The organism is Neolewinella aquimaris (assembly GCF_014197245.1).
Lineage (GTDB): Bacteria > Bacteroidota > Bacteroidia > Chitinophagales > Saprospiraceae > Neolewinella > Neolewinella aquimaris.
On record NZ_JACIFF010000003.1, the window covers coordinates 475444 to 491374 of the forward strand.

At 57.7% G+C, this 15931-nt stretch carries 9 protein-coding genes; 6 read left to right on the forward strand and 3 right to left on the reverse strand.

Annotated features, from left to right (window positions below; all coding sequences use genetic code 11):
- Positions 1-83: 83 nt before the first annotated feature.
- From GGR28_RS08585 to GGR28_RS08595, 3 genes are all read right to left on the reverse strand, one after another.
- Positions 84-1457 carry a T9SS type A sorting domain-containing protein gene (locus GGR28_RS08585; RefSeq protein WP_183495351.1) on the reverse strand — a complete coding sequence of 458 codons (1374 nt, stop codon included), beginning with the start codon at positions 1455-1457 and terminating at the stop codon, positions 84-86.
- A 17-nt stretch (positions 1458-1474) separates the two neighbouring features.
- A complete protein-coding gene (locus tag GGR28_RS08590) occupies positions 1475-1930 on the reverse strand; it encodes a helix-turn-helix domain-containing protein (RefSeq protein ID WP_183495352.1) in 456 nt (151 codons plus the stop codon).
- Positions 1931-2232: 302 nt separating this feature from the next.
- Positions 2233-4422 carry a S9 family peptidase gene (locus GGR28_RS08595; RefSeq protein WP_183495353.1) on the reverse strand — a complete coding sequence of 730 codons (2190 nt, stop codon included), beginning with the start codon at positions 4420-4422 and terminating at the stop codon, positions 2233-2235.
- A gap of 105 nt (positions 4423-4527) precedes the next feature.
- Here GGR28_RS08595 and GGR28_RS08600 point away from each other — a divergent pair, with 105 nt between their 5' ends.
- The 6 genes from GGR28_RS08600 (at position 4528) to GGR28_RS08625 (ending at position 15897) form a co-directional block, all read left to right on the forward strand.
- Positions 4528-6372: a hypothetical protein gene (locus GGR28_RS08600; RefSeq protein ID WP_183495354.1), complete on the forward strand. Its 1845-nt coding sequence runs from the start codon at positions 4528-4530 to the stop codon at positions 6370-6372.
- 72 nt (positions 6373-6444) lie between these two features.
- A complete protein-coding gene (locus GGR28_RS08605; protein ID WP_183495355.1) occupies positions 6445-8334 on the forward strand; it encodes a CocE/NonD family hydrolase in 1890 nt (629 codons plus the stop codon).
- A gap of 83 nt (positions 8335-8417) precedes the next feature.
- Positions 8418-9464 (forward strand): ligase-associated DNA damage response exonuclease, encoded by a 1047-nt coding sequence (locus tag GGR28_RS08610; RefSeq protein ID WP_183495356.1) that lies wholly within the window; start codon positions 8418-8420, stop codon positions 9462-9464.
- A 147-nt stretch (positions 9465-9611) separates the two neighbouring features.
- Entirely contained in the window at positions 9612-11207 is a 1596-nt protein-coding gene (locus GGR28_RS08615) for an ATP-dependent DNA ligase (protein ID WP_183495357.1), read from the forward strand.
- A gap of 183 nt (positions 11208-11390) precedes the next feature.
- Positions 11391-14531 carry a SusC/RagA family TonB-linked outer membrane protein gene (locus GGR28_RS08620; RefSeq protein WP_183495358.1) on the forward strand — a complete coding sequence of 1047 codons (3141 nt, stop codon included), beginning with the start codon at positions 11391-11393 and terminating at the stop codon, positions 14529-14531.
- Positions 14532-14556: 25 nt separating this feature from the next.
- Complete coding sequence (locus tag GGR28_RS08625) at positions 14557-15897, forward strand: RagB/SusD family nutrient uptake outer membrane protein (RefSeq protein WP_183495359.1); 1341 nt, start codon at positions 14557-14559, stop codon at positions 15895-15897.
- The last annotated feature ends 34 nt before the right edge of the window (positions 15898-15931 follow it).

Consider the following 15931-nt stretch of genomic DNA (forward strand, 5'->3'; position numbering starts at 1 on the left):
ATAAAAATAGTCCCCCAGCACCCGGCAGGATTGTATGTTTCAGACATTTTATGTTAAAACATGCAACTCCTGGTCCCCTACAATCAATTCTTGATGAGACGCGCTCCATATACTCCCTCAGCGGTTCGGGCACTTAGCTGGTAGATTCCCGGGGACAGACCGGGCAGGTCGAAGCGATCCTGACCGGGAGCCCAGTTGCGGGTCAGAATCAGCCTGCCGGTCTGGTCGTAGAGGTGGAGCAGGGCGGATTCCTGAAGGTTAATTTCCACCGAATGGGCGGTTGGATTTGGCCAGATGGCAAGTTGACGAGTGAGTCGTGGCCGGTCGTTGACCGCGGTAGAAGCCTCGCGGTAGAAGTAACGGGTGTAGGCGTCCCGCCGGTAGGAATTCAGGTCTTCCACGAAGGCAAACTCCTCTACTGTTTCGAGATACGTTGTTCCGGCCACGTAGGTATTTTTAATCCAGGTCAGGCTCGTATCTCCGAAAATATCGAAGGTGGCGGTGTACTCATCGGTCACGGCATCCAGGCCGTTGTAGTCGTAGTTGTTCAGGCTACTCAACGACCAGTCCTCCTGGGCATCGTCCCATAGGTAAGTTGTGATCGAATCCGTCAATCCAGTACCCGTGTAGGTGTAAGTAATGTACTCTTCCGGGAGCAGGTCTTCGTCGATTTGATCATAGAGAAATAGGGTCGAATTTGTCACCAGATGATTGGAATATTCTCTGGTTTCCTGACTGGTTAGTAGGCGCTCGGAATCACTGATCAAGTAATAGTGGATCTCCGTATTGTCGCCGTTCTCGTCGTAGGAATACTCATCCTCGAACGTTAATTCTTCCCCATCGAGGATGAGGGACGTCGTGGATTTTTGCAGCCTTTCCATTTCGCCGTAGGTATGGCGGACATTGATCACGCGTTGCCAACTGTTATCCTCCTCTATCCACATTTCCACATAGAGGGAATCTAACAGCGTGGTAGAGACAGCCCGGGGGTACGTTCTTAGCCGCGATACGGGCAGCCAGGTACCGATGTCACGATCGAAGGCCTCGGCAAACTGGGTGATTACCCGGCCCAGTTCATCGTGTTGAGTGCGGGTCTGAGTACTGAAGTGCCAGGCGTCTTCCTCGAATACCGATTCGACGATACGCAGTTGCCCGGGGCCGGTTTCCATGAATACACTGCGGGAACTGGGGACGAATACGGGGTTGGCTTCACCCACGTCTACCGGATGATAGGTGATGGTAGAATCTAGGTACATGGAATCGGCAATAGCTTTGGTGAGCGTGCGCTCCAACGGTCCGGCAAGTAACCGCTGTTCCAGCTCTTGCAAGTGTTTGCTTACGGGTGTGGGCAGGTCCGCCCGGTGGCTTCGCAGCGCGTACGGTAGTTGGCTGGTCTGCGCAATAAGCGGGCAGGTCAGGAGAAGGAAAACGGCTAGTTGGAGGATGGGTGTCTTCATAGCTTGGATAATTGAATTTAGGATAAGGCGGGAATAGTAGCCGCTAGCCCACGAGGGGTAAGGCCGCAGAAGAATCGGAACTCCCGAATGAGGTGTGCTTCGTCGGCATATCCGTACCGGAAGGCGATTTCCGCGTAGGGGTGCCGGGGGTTAGCCACTAAGAATTGGTAGGTGCGCTCGAAGCGGAGAAATCGGAGGTAAAATTTGGGCGTCATTCCCACCCGATCGCGAAAGAGGCGTTGCAGCTGCCGTTCACTTACCCCGACGGCCTGGCTTAATTCTTCCACCGAACTGGGCCCGTCGGATTGCCGGAGAATCGCCAGCGTCCGCTGGAAGCGACAGTTTTTCTTTGAGGGGAAGTTGCTTCTCCAGTGATCGAAGGTGGCCAGTATGGTGTGCCGGGTAAGGGAATCCTCGGCAGTTCGCAGGCGAGAAATGGCCGTGCGAGCCAGCGTTGTGGTCACGGATAGCATAGCGGATATTTAACTGGTGCGAAGCGGAGTATACCGAGGGCGAACGGGCCTAACCGTTATATGAAATTAGCGGCCCCGGAGCGTGCCCGTATTGAAAAAACCCGACGCATTTAGTTAAATATTCCTCTTTTCGGGCCGTAAGTGGATACGGACAGGCCAACCCCGGGATTAGGCCACCGAAAGGAGTAAAAAGAAGAAAGGCACTGCCGGGTCATGACGTGCCTTTCTGAATCAATTAAACTTATACTGTGGGTGGATCAACTGCCCCCTTAGCTTTGGAGTTCGCTCTAAGCGGTAAAATCTTATTTTGAAGTAATACTCGGTCCGATGCTGTTCATCAGAAAGTTAGTCATCTTCGTGTACAGGTGCAGCCGGGTGGGGCCGCCGTAGATGCCGTGGTTTCGGTTGGGGTAAAAGTAGGTATCAAACTGCTTGTTGTTCATAATTAGTGCATTCGCCATCTCGGCGGTATGCTGGAAATGGACGTTATCGTCTCCCATTCCGTGTACGAGCAGCAGGTCCCCCTTTAACCGATCGGCGTAATTGATCGGGCTGTTCTCGTCGTACCCCCGTTGGTTTTCGGCGTAGGTACGCATGTAGCGCTCGGTGTAGATGGTGTCGTACCACTTCCAGTTGGTTACCGGGGCTACGGCGATGGCGGCGGCGAAAACGTCGTTGCCCTGTAGAATACCGTGCAGGGCCATAAATCCACCGTAGCTCCACCCGAAAATGCCGATCTTCTTTTCGTCGATGTAATCCAGGGAACCGAGGTAGCGGGCCGCGCTGATCTGATCCTCCGTTTCTTCTTTACCCAGTGTGAGGTAGGTGCGCTTTTTCATTTCTTCCCCCCGGGCGCCGGTACCCCGGTTGTCGACTACCGCCACCACGAAACCTTGCTGTACGAGGTATTGAAACCAGGCCATGTTCTGCCCGCGCCAGTTGTCGACAACCTGCTGGCTACCCGGACCGCCGTAGACGTGCATCAGCAGGGAATGCTTTTTGTTGGTGGTCGCACTGGCGGGCTTAATCATGTAACCGTTAAGCTCGGTTCCTTCTTCCGTCGCAAAGGTGAAGAATTCCGCAGGCCGGTAACCGTAGGCCGCCGCACGCTCGGCAAGTTCCGTGTTGCTGATGATCTTGCGTACCGGACTGCCCGTAGCATCCATGACCGTGACGGTTTCCGGGCGATTGATCGTCGAGTTACTCAGCACGAAGTAGTCGTAGGTATTCGAGAACTGGGCTGAATTATAGCCCGGCTCGGCGGCAACCGGACGGGGCAGATCGCGCCCGCGCAGGCTCTTGGTGTACACTTCCCGCTGCATGGGATCGCGCCCGGCAGCCTGGAAATACAACCGGCCATCGTATACCCCGTAAAATTCGGTGACGTCGTAGCGGGCGGAAGTAAGTTGTTGGGGCTTTTCTCCCTGCATATCGTAGAGGTAGAGCTGGTTGAAGCCATCCTGCTCGCTGCTCCAGATGAAGCCGTCGTCGACGAAGGTCAGGTTGTCGTGAACGTCGACGTAGTACTTGTTCTCCTCCGTCAGCAGGGTACGCCGTTCGCCGGTGTGGAGATCAAAAAGCAGCAGTTCCAGTTTATTCTGGTGGCGGTTCATGCGCTGGGCGGTGAGCTCATCGGGGTTTTCGGTCCACCTTACGCGGGGCAGGTAGTGCCAGTCGCCGGAGTTCTCCTGGTTTACGGTGAGGAGGTCGGTGGTCTGTGCGCTGGAAACGCTGTAGCTGTGCAGGCTGACGGTACTGTTGGCCTCGCCAACCTTCGGATACTTGAAGGTGACGTACTCGGGGTACATCCCGTTCTTGAAATTGGTGTAAGTGAATTCCGGTACCCTGCGCTCATCGAACTTCAGGTAGGCGAGCCGCTCCCCGTCGGGGCTCCAGTACAGTGCCTTGCTGAACCCAAATTCTTCCTCGTATACCCAGTCGGTGGCACCGTTGATGATGGCATTGGCTTCCCCGTCCTCGGTGACCTGGGTGAGCTTCCCGTCGGCCAGATTCTTGATAAATACATTATTGTCGACCACGAAGGCTACCCGTTCGCCTGCGGGATCGAGGGTAGCCAGCCGGTGCTTCCCTTCGGAGTAGACCGGCGTAAGCTGCTCCGTTTCCGTATCGTAGACGAAGAAGTACGACTGGGAGCTGCGGCGGAAGAGTTGTTCCGTCTGGCTACTCAGGAGAATTTTCGTCTCGTCGTCGCTGAAGGTATAGTCGTCCATTCGACCACTAAACCCGCTATCGGTGGGGAGGACATCTGCGTTTAGGATCACCCGCTCCCGGTTGCCGGTGGCGATGTCGTAGGTGACTACCCGGTTATCTTCCAGGCGAACGTAGGACCGGCCGTCCTGTAGAAAATTAAAGCCGCTGACTCCGTCGGGGTTAAAGGTATAATCGGCCCAAATGTCTTCGAGGGTGATGGCCTTTTGCTGGGCGGAAAGGCCAACGGACAGGATAAAGAGGAGGGGAAGGAGTAGACGCATCAAAGGACCTTAGGTGGGGTTATAGGAAAATTAGACAACGGCGCGCGGCCCACAGAGGTTGCCACGACAACGTATCCCGACGCGCTATCTTGGCAAAAAAATATCATGATCCTGTCCGGTACCATGTGCAGGAGTGCGTCGAGGGTGGCCTACCTGGTTGCGGCGAGCTGCTTTTTGGCGGGGACGGGTTACGCGGCGTGGTACCTGAGTCGGAAATACGACAATCTGGTCGTATTCTATATGCAGCGGGATGCATTTTACCGGGATGCGCAGTGGACCACTGATTTCTTTACCCCGACCGTCAAGCACGCGGGAAACGCCTTTGCTACAATCGGGATAGTTGTCGGCCTGATCAGCCTGGCCTACCTGTACCGATCGTGGCGGAAGCGGGAGCGGAGGGGGTTTGCAACCTCGCGATTCTCGGTACCGAGAGTGGATGTTGCGGTTATCTCTTCCATTGCCATGATTCAGGGTGCCCTATGGTGGTACGGCAACGGCTTGTTGCCCCCTTCCTTTGACGAAATCTTTTCGGCCCTTAACGCGGCGGGGGAGGGGGTGTTTCGGTCGCTGTCGTACTACATGCTCCCCAACAATCACCTGCTGTTCAATGCCCTCAATGCCGCCGCTTTCGGAAGTATGGGCGACCTATTGCTTACCGGTCGGATAATATCGCTCGTAAGCTTTATCGCCCTGGGGGCAATTCAGTTTTTCTGGTTGAAAGGGGTGATTAAAAACCGCTGGCTGGCTGGGGCCGTCATCGTACTCTTATCGGTGCTACTACCAGTTTGGGGCTTTGCCGTCCAGGCGCGGGGGTATTTGTTGCTTCTTTTGGCCAGTTGGTTGGCCTTTGTGGGACTGTGGCATTACCTGGGTAGTGGAAAGGCGCGTTGGCGAGGGTTATTCGCGGTGGGGAGCGTGATGGCTTACGCTACGGTGCCGGTATTTCTGTACGTGCACGTTGCTATGCTGTGCTGGGTCCTGACCGACTGGATTAAGGAGCGGCGCATTGATTACCAGCTATTGATCTCCCAATTGATCGCCGGAGCAGCGGTGCTCATGTTCTATCTGCCCGCCCTCACTTTTTCCGGATTCCAGTCCATCACGGCCAACCGATACGTGGCGGCGGGTACGGAGGAATACGGGGCATTTGCGGCCCGGTTTCTGCCGACCCTTCCGGATTACGCTAACTACAGTACCCAGGAACTGGCGGAGGTCTTTCCCTGGCTGATGTCGCTGTTGTTTCTGCTGCCCGTGGTGGCCTGGTGGCGGTCGCGGGTGAAAGGGTACCGACGACTGGCATGTTTTCAGCTCCTATTGATCAGCTGTACGGTCGTTACAGTCCTGCTGATGCGGGCGGTGCCGTTCCACCGGACGATCATCTTTCAGTTGCAGTTTGGCGGGATGGTGGTTGCCCTGTTCCTAATCTGGGGAATTGTAGCGTTAGGTAGGCGGCTCAGGGTGAAGGGTACTCCTATTGCGGCGGCTACGGTACTGCTGTCGGCACTGTATCTCGCCCTTGATACCCCGCAGAAATTCTCGCTGCACCTGTACTACTACGACATTGTCCCCACCTACACTGCCGTGGCCGAGTTGGTCAGTCAGGTACCCACCACTGCACGGGTAGCCTTTTCCGACGAGGGATTTTATGCGCGGTATTTGGGGAAGAACCGGGAGATTACCGTCGTGGAGGATCCCGCGGTAGCCGAATTTTACATGAAGGAGCGGCGGGAACCACTGCCCGAAGGAAACTTTGAGTTGGTGGGGAGTGCGGCGGATATTGAGCTTTATCGGCGGGTGGGATTGGTATACCCGTCCGACGGACTTCTGCTGCTTCGCACGCAGAAGGATCCGTCGGACGGGGGGACGTTGCCTTTGGGTGAGCAAAAGAATCCGTCGGACGGGGGGATGATGCCTTTGGGTGAGCAGAAGGATCCGTCGGACGGGGGATGATGCTGTTGGGTGTGCATAGAGAATCGTCGGGCGGGTAAACTATCTTCACGACGACTACCAAACCAACCTGTTATGCTGCGCCATTTATCATTGCTCTTACTGATTTTCCTTTGCACCCGCGTCCCCGCCCAGACCTCCGACGCCTACAACGAGCTAGCGGAGATAGCGGTGATCGAGCAAAAAATCATGGTGCCGATGCGCGACGGGAAGCGGCTGGCCACCGACGTATATCGCCCGAAAAATGTTGACCGGGCCCCGGTGATTTTGGTGCGTACGCCCTACCAATTTAACGCATGGGTGGACGGCGAGGAGCAAACGCGCAACTACGAACGGGCCATGGAAGCCGTGGAGCGCGGCTACGCCTACGTGGTGCAGAACGAGCGGGGGCGCTACTTCAGCGAGGGGGAATGGGACATACTGGGCGTGCCACTGACCGACGGCTACGACGCGATCGACTGGCTGAGTAAGCAGCGCTGGAGCAACGGAAACGTCGGTCTGTACGGCTGCAGCTCCACCGCCGAGTGGCAAATGGCCGTCGCCAGCATGGGACATCCCGCCCTCAAGGCCATGGTGCCGATGGGCTACGGTGCCGGCGTGGGCAGGGTAGGGGACTACATGGAACAGGGCAACTGGTACCGCGGCGGGGCCCAGCAAATGCTCTTTACCAGCTGGCTCTACCAGGTGCAGCACGACCCCCAGGCGCCCCGGTTGCAGGAAGGGCTTAGCCGGGAAGACCTGCTGCGTTTGTCTCGCTTTTACGATATGGCTCCCGAATACCCGGAGATCTCCTCTACCGAATTGCTTGCGACCCTCCCGGTGGCAGATATCATCAAGGAAGGGAAGGGACCGAAGGGCATCTACGAAGACATGATCAAGCGTAAGCCCAACGATCTGGCGTGGTTTGAGGGCGGACTTTACCACGACGATATGCCCTTCGACGTGCCGACCTTCTGGTTCACGAGTTGGTACGACGTATCGATCAGTCCGAACCTGGCGCTGTTCAATCACGTACGCGAGAATGCGGAATCCCAGGAAGCCCGCGACAACCAGTTTCTCTGGATCGCACCGACGCTGCACTGCGCCTACACCCGCGCAACCGAGAACACCATCGTGGGCGAGCGCAGCGTGGGCGATGCCCGCTACGACTACGATGCGCTGGTATACGGTTTCTTCGACAAGTGGCTCAAAGACGCTTCCCCCGAAATAATCGATACGCTAGCCCGGGTCACTTACTACACCATGGGCAGCAACGAATGGCAAACCACCACCGCCTGGCCCCCGCCGAGCGCGGAAATGATGAGCTTCTACCTCGACAGCGACGGTGGCGCCAACACCATGTACGGAAATGGTCGCCTGGTAAAGGAAGCCCCCGGGGAAGACCGTCCGGACCACTATCTCTACGACCCGATGAACCCGGTGAAGAGCTACGGCGGCAACGTTTGCTGCACCGGTGATGCAGTGGAGGGCGGTAGCTTTGATCAGCGGGTGATGGAGGCGCGCAACGACATTCTGGTCTATACTTCCGAACCCTTTACGGATGATACGGAAATCAGTGGTTTCGTAGAATCCAGCCTCTACCTCAGCAGCGACGCAAAGGACACCGACGTGACCATCAAACTGATCGACGTAAGCCCCGACGGTGCGGCCTATAACCTCGACGAGACCATCCAGCGTGTCCGCTACCGCGAGGGCTACGACAAGGAAGTATTCATGGAGGAAAGCAACGTCTACCGGGTGGACCTCACGCCGATGAGCACCAGCAATCTCTTCCGGGCGGGGCACAGCCTTCGCATCGAGGTCAGCAGCAGCAATTTTCCCCGCTTCGACCGCAACCTGAATACGGGGGGCGATAACGTGACGGAGCAGGAGGGCGTGGTGGCGCGTAATGCCATTCACCACTCGGCGGAGTATCCGAGTGTGGTGCGGGTGCCGGTGGTCTCGTCCGCCGAGTTCCGGCGGTAGCCGGCTCGTCGGCCGAGTAAGAGTTAAGGATTCGGCGGACGAGGGGCCTGAACCGATGGGCGATTCTCCCCGTTCCACTCCCGATGCCCCTCCTCACCTTCAACGACCGCGGAATCTACTGTGAACGCGCCGACGTCTACATCGACCCCTGGAAACCGGTCCCCCGCGCCCTGATCACCCACGGCCACGCCGACCACTCGCGGTGGGGCAACGAGTACTACCTGTCCACCCGCCTGGCCGCCCCCGTGATCAAGTACCGCCTGGGCGACATCAAGCTCGAGACGGTCGAATACGGCGAGGTGAAGACCATCAACGGGGTGAAGTTCAGCTTTCACCCGGCGGGACACATCATCGGTTCGGCCCAGATTCGGGTCGAGTATAAGGGGGAAATCTGGGTGGCCAGCGGCGATTATAAGCTCGAGGACGACGGCCTCTGCCAGCCCTACGAACCGGTGAAGTGCCAGCACTTCATCACCGAATCTACCTTCGGACTCCCCGTGTACCGCTGGACGCCCCAGGAAGAACTCTTCGCCGACATCAACGACTGGTGGCGCGCCACCGCTGCCGAAGGACGCACCGCCATCATTACCGGCTATGCCCTCGGTAAGGCCCAGCGCCTGCTCAACGGTCTGGACACTTCCATCGGCAAAATATACACCCACGGCGCCATCGAAAACACCAACGAGGTGCTGCGCAATCAGGGCATCGTGCTGCCCGAGACCACCCGCGTGACCCGGGAAGTCAATAAAAAAGAATACCCCGGCAATATCGTCGTGGCGACCCCCGGTGCCATAGGACAGCCCTGGGTGAAGAAATTCGGCAATGCCTCCGTGGCCGCCGCCTCGGGCTGGATGACGCTGCGTGGCGCGCGAAGAAGACGGGGAGCCGACCGGGGCTTCATCCTCAGCGACCACTGCGACTGGCCCAGTCTGCTCGAAGCCATCAAGCTCACCGAAGCCGATAACATCTACGTCACCCACGGCTACACCTCCATCTTCAGCAAATACCTCCGCGAACTCGGCTACAACGCCACGGAACTGGAGACCGAATACGAGGGCGAACTGGCAGAGATCGAAACCAAGGGGAACGAGGAGACAAACAAGGAAAATGCGGTAGCTGATGGGGAGTGAGGTGAACCGCAGATCAGGGCAGATTGGCTTCGCAGATTTTCGCGGATTTTCTTGCACGGCTGTTGCCCCCCTTTGGGGCCCAGGGGACCTGACGCGGCAATCTGTGTTGATCCGCGACCAAAATCTGCCAAAATCTGCGGTTAACCCATGAAAAACTTCGCCGAACTCTTTCGCCGCCTCGACCGCACCACCAAGATCAACTCCAAAGTGGAGTCCCTGGCCGACTATTTTCTGCAGGTCGATGATGAGGACAAGCTCTGGACCGTTGCCCTGCTCTCCCACCGCCGGCCCCGCAGGACGGTCAACTCCAAACTGCTGCGCGCCTGGGCCTCCGAACTCAGCGGCATCGACACCTGGATCCTGGAAGAAAGCTACCACGTCGTCGGTGATCTGGCCGAAACCATTGCGCTCGTGCTGCCGCCGCCGGAGGCCGACTACGACCACACCCTTACCTACTGGATCGACTACATCGAGCGCTTCGCCGGCTACGACGAGGAGGGTAAAAAGGAAGCCGTACAGGAAGCCTGGCGCGGCCTCGGCACCACCGAGCGCTACCTCTTCAATAAGCTCATCACCGGCAATTTTCGGGTAGGGGTTAGTCAAAAACTGATGACCCGCGCCCTCGCCCGCGCCACTGGCATCGAGGAAACAAACCTGGCCCACCGACTCATGGGCAACTGGACGCCCAACGACACCACCTTTGGAGACCTGATTCACTCGGAGTCGGCCACCGACGATATCTCCCGCCCCTATCCCTTCTACCTGGCCTACCAACTGGAGCAGCCCGCCGAAGACCTGGGTACACCCGCGGAATGGCAGGCGGAGCATAAGTGGGACGGGATCCGCGGCCAGCTCATCGTGCGCGACGATCAGGCCTTCATCTGGTCGCGGGGGGAAGAACTGGTCAACGATAAGTATCCTGAATACGCCATCTTAGCCCAGGCCCTTCCCAACGGCACGGTGATCGACGGAGAAATACTGCCCTTTAAGGACGGCCGGCCCCTTGGCTTCAACGTGCTCCAAACCCGCATCGGCCGCAAAAACGTTAGCAAAAAACTGCTGAAGGACGCCCCTGTGGTGCTGATGTGCTACGACCTGCTCGAATACGAAGGCCGCGACATCCGCAAGCTGCCCATGTCCGGGCGCCGCCAACTACTCGAACGGGTGGTGGAGGAATACGACACCGAGGGCATCCTGCAATTGTCCCCCGTCTTTGCCTTCGAGCACTGGGAAGATTTGGCCATCGAGCGGGAAACCGCACGGGAGAAATTTAGCGAGGGCATCATGCTCAAGCGCCTCGATAGCGAATACAAACAGGGTAGAAAAAAGGGCGACTGGTGGAAGTGGAAGGTCGATCCCCTCACCATCGACGCCGTGATGATGTACGCACAGCGGGGCCATGGCCGGCGCGCCAACCTGTATACCGACTTCACCTTCGGCGTTTGGGACGGCGAGCAGCTCGTGCCCTTCACCAAGGCATACAGCGGGCTTACCGACAAAGAATTTAACCAGATCACCGCCTGGGTACGCCGCAACACCGTAGAGAAGTTCGGTCCGGTGCGGAGCGTTAAACCAAAGCAGGTGTTCGAGATCGGTTTCGAGGGCATTCGCCGCAGTACACGTCACAAATCGGGCGTGGCCCTCCGGTTCCCGCGAATGCTCCGCTGGCGGCAGGACAAGCCCGTCGAAGAAGCTAATACCAAGGACGATCTGGAGGCGCTGCTGAAAACATACGGCAGCTAGGGCGGGGCAGTGAACACAACGTAAGCAAGCTTGCCCATTGGTTAGTAACAACCAATCTATCAATAGCTTATCTTAGTGATATCGCCATAGGATGGTGGTTACCCGTCACAAATACCACATAGATTGCGATTGCTGGTATATGAGACAATATTACCTTTATCGGTTCAACAACTCACTAGTGAAATGAAGAGACTACTACTAAGCCTGTTCTGCCTGGGTTTTGTGCTCGGGTTGACGGCACAGACTACCGTAAGCGGAACCATTACCGACCAATCCGGGGAGCCACTCATCGGAGCTTCGGTCCTCGCCGAGGGCACCAGCACCGGGACGGTCTCCGATATCGACGGCAACTTTAGCCTAAACGTCCCCGCGGGAGTGGAAGCACTGGTGGCCTCGTATACCGGATTCAAGACCCAAAACATACCCCTTGACGGTCGAACTACCTACGATATCGTCATGGATGAAGACGCCGCCCAGTTGTCTGAAGTGGTCGTCGTAGGCTACGGTAAGCAGATTCGGAGTACCCTGACCGGCAACATCGCCCAGATCGAGGGAGATGCCATCCAGAACCTGCCCGTTACCAGTGCCGAGCAAGCCATTCAGGGACGTACCGCCGGTGTGTTCGTACAGGCGGTCAGCGGCAAGCCCGGTGGCCGGATCAACGTCCGGGTACGTGGAAGCTCCTCCATCTCAGCCGGCAACAATCCGCTCTACGTGGTCGATGGCGTACCCATCACCAGCGGTACCTTCAGCAGCCCGGGTTCGGGAAGTCAGAACTTCCTGGCCGACCTCAATCCTAACGACATTCAGTCGATCGAGATCCTGAAGGACGCCTCCTCTGCCGCCATTTACGGATCACGGGCCGCCAACGGAGTCGTGCTCATCACCACCAAAGAAGGCGTCAGCGGCCGTACGAAAATCAACTTCAACGTCAGCTTCGGCAGCAGCGAACCGAGCCGCCGTCAGGAATTTCTCAATGCCCAGGAATTCGTCGAATTCTTCCAACAAACGGCCCGGGGCGGTGCCCGCTACGATTTTAACAACGGGCTCAACGAGTTCGGCCTCTCCGACGATGAGTACACCCTGGAAAACACCACCCAGGCCTATCTGGATTTCGTGGAAGGCCGCTTCGACCGCTACAGTGGTCCGAGCAACTGGCGCACCAACGAAACCAATACCAACTGGGAAGACGAGGCCTTCCGTACCGGCCAGAGCCGCAACGCCGACCTGAGCGCCAGCGGAGGCAGCGACAAACTGACCTACTACGCCAGCTTCGGTTACTCCGATCAGGAGGGTATTCTGGTGGACAACGGCTTTCAGCGCCTCAGCACCCGCCTCAACCTGGACGCGGAGGCCTCCGATCGGTTTCGCTACGGACTGCGCCTCGGTCTTAGCCGCTCCGACAACAGCCGGGTAAGCAACGACAATCAGTTCAGCACCCCACTCCAACTGATCGCCCTGTCGCCCATCACTCCCGTACGGAACACTACCGGAGAAGAATACCAGGGTTTCGAACCGGGCCAGCTCTTCGACCGGCCCGTAACCACCTACTACAACGGATTGGTGGAACTGGAGAACAGTGAAAAACAGTCCATCAGCTTCCGTACACTGGCCAACGTATTCGGCGAATTCGACCTCGTCGAGGGGCTATCCCTGCGTGCGGAGGCGGGTGTCGACGTGGCCAACATCAAACAGGACAGGTTCCTCGGGCGGCTCACCGACGGCGGCGAGAGCACCAACGGCTTCGCGGACAGCCGCTGGAGTAACATCGTCAACTACAACACGAAGGCCCTGCTGCTGTACAATAAGGACTTCGACGCCGGCCACAACGTTGATTTTGTCGGAGGTATCGAGTTTCAAAAGTCAGACCAGGAGAACATCCTCGTCGAAGGACAGGAGTTTCCCCTCGACCAGCTCCGGACGATCGCCAGTGCGGCGGAGATCACGGACGGCACCACCGACCTGACCGAATTCACCTTCCTCAGCTACTTCGGGCGGGCGAACTACAACTTCAACCGGAAGTACCTATTTAGCATCAGCGGTCGCCTGGACGGCTCGAGCCGCTTCGGGACCAACAATCAGTATGGTTTCTTCCCGGCCGTTGCCGCGGGCTGGGTCATCAGCGAGGAAGACTTCTTCGAAAGCAACGCCACCGTCAGCTACCTGAAATTGCGGTCGAGCTACGGCCTGACCGGCAACGCCGACATCAACAACTTCGCGAGTCGGGGTCTGTATGATGCGTCCAGCTATGCTGCTACCTCCGGTCTCGGACCTATCCAGATCGCGAACCCCGACCTGACCTGGGAAGAAACTGCTCAGTTTGACGTCGGTATCGATTTCGGTCTGTTCAACAACCGACTCAGCGGTGAAGTAGATTACTACGTTAAGAACACCAACGACCTACTCCTAAACGTGCCCGTACCCGGAACCACCGGCTTCCGTACCCAGTTCCGCAACGTCGGAGAACTGCGCAACCGGGGAGTGGAAGTGTTGCTCAACGCCGTCATTTTTGACCAGGCCTTTAGCTGGAGTTCGAGCGCCAACTTCGCGCTCAATGAAAATGAAATTCTTTCCCTCGCCGAGGGGCAGGATATCATTGACGACGGGGGGAGCCGGTACATGAATGTCGTAAAGGTCGGCGAGAGCATCGGCACTTTCTACGGCTACGAGTACGCCGGCGTGGATCCCGCCAACGGAGACGGCCTGTTTTACATTAACGAGCAGGATGACGACGGCAACATCATCAATCCTGAAGCTACCACCAACAGTGCCAACGAAGCCAATTTCGTGGTGCTCGGCGATGCCCTACCCAATAAATTGGCCGGCTGGACCAACGACTTTAGCTACAAGGGCGTCAGCCTGAGCGTCTTCATGCAGGGCAGCTTCGGCAATCAGGTGCACAATTCCGCCGGTGTCTTCCAGAGCTGCGGTGGCTGCTGGTTCGACAACCAGACCCGCGACCAGCTAGATGCCTGGACCCCCGAGAATACCATCACCAACGTACCCGAAGCCCGCTTCTTCTGGGGTAACGCCGACAACGGCCGGAGCAGTCGCTACCTCAGCAGCGGCAACTTCGTTCGCCTCAAGACGGTCACCCTGTCTTACGAGCTGCCGACGAGCATCGTCGACCGCATCGGAGTCAACCGTCTGCGGTTCTACGTCACCGGTCAGAACCTGGCCATCATCACCAACTACGCCGGTTGGGACCCCGAGGTGGCCGCCGACTTCCTGGCCGACGACTCACCGAACGTGCTGACGAGCGTGGATTTCTACACCGCTCCCCAGCCCCGAACCATCATTTTTGGTATCAACGTCGGACTGTAATTCCCCACCAACCCAAACGAACATCATGAACTATTCTATTCTCGTTACGCTGCTGGGGCTCGGTATCTTCTCCGCTTCCTGTAGCGACCAGCTCCAACTGCAACCCTCCCAGAGCATCAGCGAAGATGTCGCCCTCAGCTCCGACGCTACGGTAAAGGCCGTACTCGTCGGTGCCTACGACATCCTCGGCGACGGCGACCTATACGGCGGTAACAACCTACGCGACGCTGACCTGCTCGGCGGAACCGGCGAAATCCTCTTTGTCGGCACCTTCAACAGCCCCGACGAGATCGCGCGCAAGCAAATCAGTACCGGCAATGCCGATGCGGAGTCTACCTGGCTCGATAGCTACGATGCCATCAACATCACCAACAACGTACTTTCCGCTCTCGAGGTCGTGGACGCCGACGATCGCGAACGAATAGAAGGAGAGGCCCGCTTCATTCGCGCACTGGTGTACTTCGACCTGGTTCGCCTCTACGGCCTTCCGTACGAATCCGGTCAGAGCAACGATCAATTAGGTGTGCCCCTCGTACTGACCCCCACCCGCGGAATCTCGGAAGAAAGCAACGTTGCCCGGTCGTCGGTGGAAGACGTCTACACTCAGGTGATTTCTGACCTGACCACGGCAGCCGACCTGCTTCCGGAAACCAACGGAATATTTGCCGACAAGTACGCCGCTACCGCACTGCTTGCGCGGGTCTACCTGCAAATGGACCGCTACGCCGAAGCACGCGATGCCGCCAATACCGTGATCGAAAGCGGATTCTATTCCCTTACGCCAACCTACGAAGCCGCCTTCAAGAACGGCAGCAACTCCACCGAAGACATCTTCGCCATTCAGGTCAGCGCTCAGGACGGCGTCAACAACCTGACGATCTTCTTCTCGGTTCCTGAGTTCGGCGGTCGCGACGGAGACATCGAAGTACTGCCCTCCCACCTGGCTCTCTACGAAGAGGGCGACGCCCGGCGCGCACTCTTCTTCGAGCGGGGCGGCGTTACCTACACCGGTAAGTTCAACAACCAGTTTGCCAACATCAGCCTGCTCCGCCTAGCGGAGATGTACCTGATCCGGGCCGAAGCAAACGAACGCCTGGGCACCGACACGGGAGCCACTCCACTAGCGGACATCAACCGCCTGCGCAGGCGTGCCGGACTGGATGATCTCGAGGAAGTGGATCTGACGTACATTCTCGCCGAGCGCCGCCGGGAATTGGCCTTTGAAGGGTTCCGCATCCACGACATCAAGCGGCTTCAGGGCAGCGTGGGCAATTTCGCCTACAATGCCAATGAGTTGGTTTTCCCGATCCCCCAACGCGAGACGGTAGCAAACCCGAATTTGCAGCAAAATCCCGGGTATAACTAGGCACGTCTCAGTTGATGCTCAGCTCCTGCGCCCC

Coding starts and splice junctions, on each gene's coding strand:
- GGR28_RS08595 (WP_183495353.1), bottom strand. CDS start 4,422: ATGCGTCTACTCCTTCCCCTCCTCTTTATCCTGTCCGTTGGCCTTTCC.
- GGR28_RS08590 (WP_183495352.1), bottom strand. CDS start 1,930: ATGCTATCCGTGACCACAACGCTGGCTCGCACGGCCATTTCTCGCCTG.
- GGR28_RS08605 (WP_183495355.1), top strand. CDS start 6,445: ATGCTGCGCCATTTATCATTGCTCTTACTGATTTTCCTTTGCACCCGC.
- GGR28_RS08625 (WP_183495359.1), top strand. CDS start 14,557: ATGAACTATTCTATTCTCGTTACGCTGCTGGGGCTCGGTATCTTCTCC.
- GGR28_RS08615 (WP_183495357.1), top strand. CDS start 9,612: ATGAAAAACTTCGCCGAACTCTTTCGCCGCCTCGACCGCACCACCAAG.
- GGR28_RS08585 (WP_183495351.1), bottom strand. CDS start 1,457: ATGAAGACACCCATCCTCCAACTAGCCGTTTTCCTTCTCCTGACCTGC.
- GGR28_RS08610 (WP_183495356.1), top strand. CDS start 8,418: ATGCCCCTCCTCACCTTCAACGACCGCGGAATCTACTGTGAACGCGCC.
- GGR28_RS08600 (WP_183495354.1), top strand. CDS start 4,528: ATGATCCTGTCCGGTACCATGTGCAGGAGTGCGTCGAGGGTGGCCTAC.
- GGR28_RS08620 (WP_183495358.1), top strand. CDS start 11,391: ATGAAGAGACTACTACTAAGCCTGTTCTGCCTGGGTTTTGTGCTCGGG.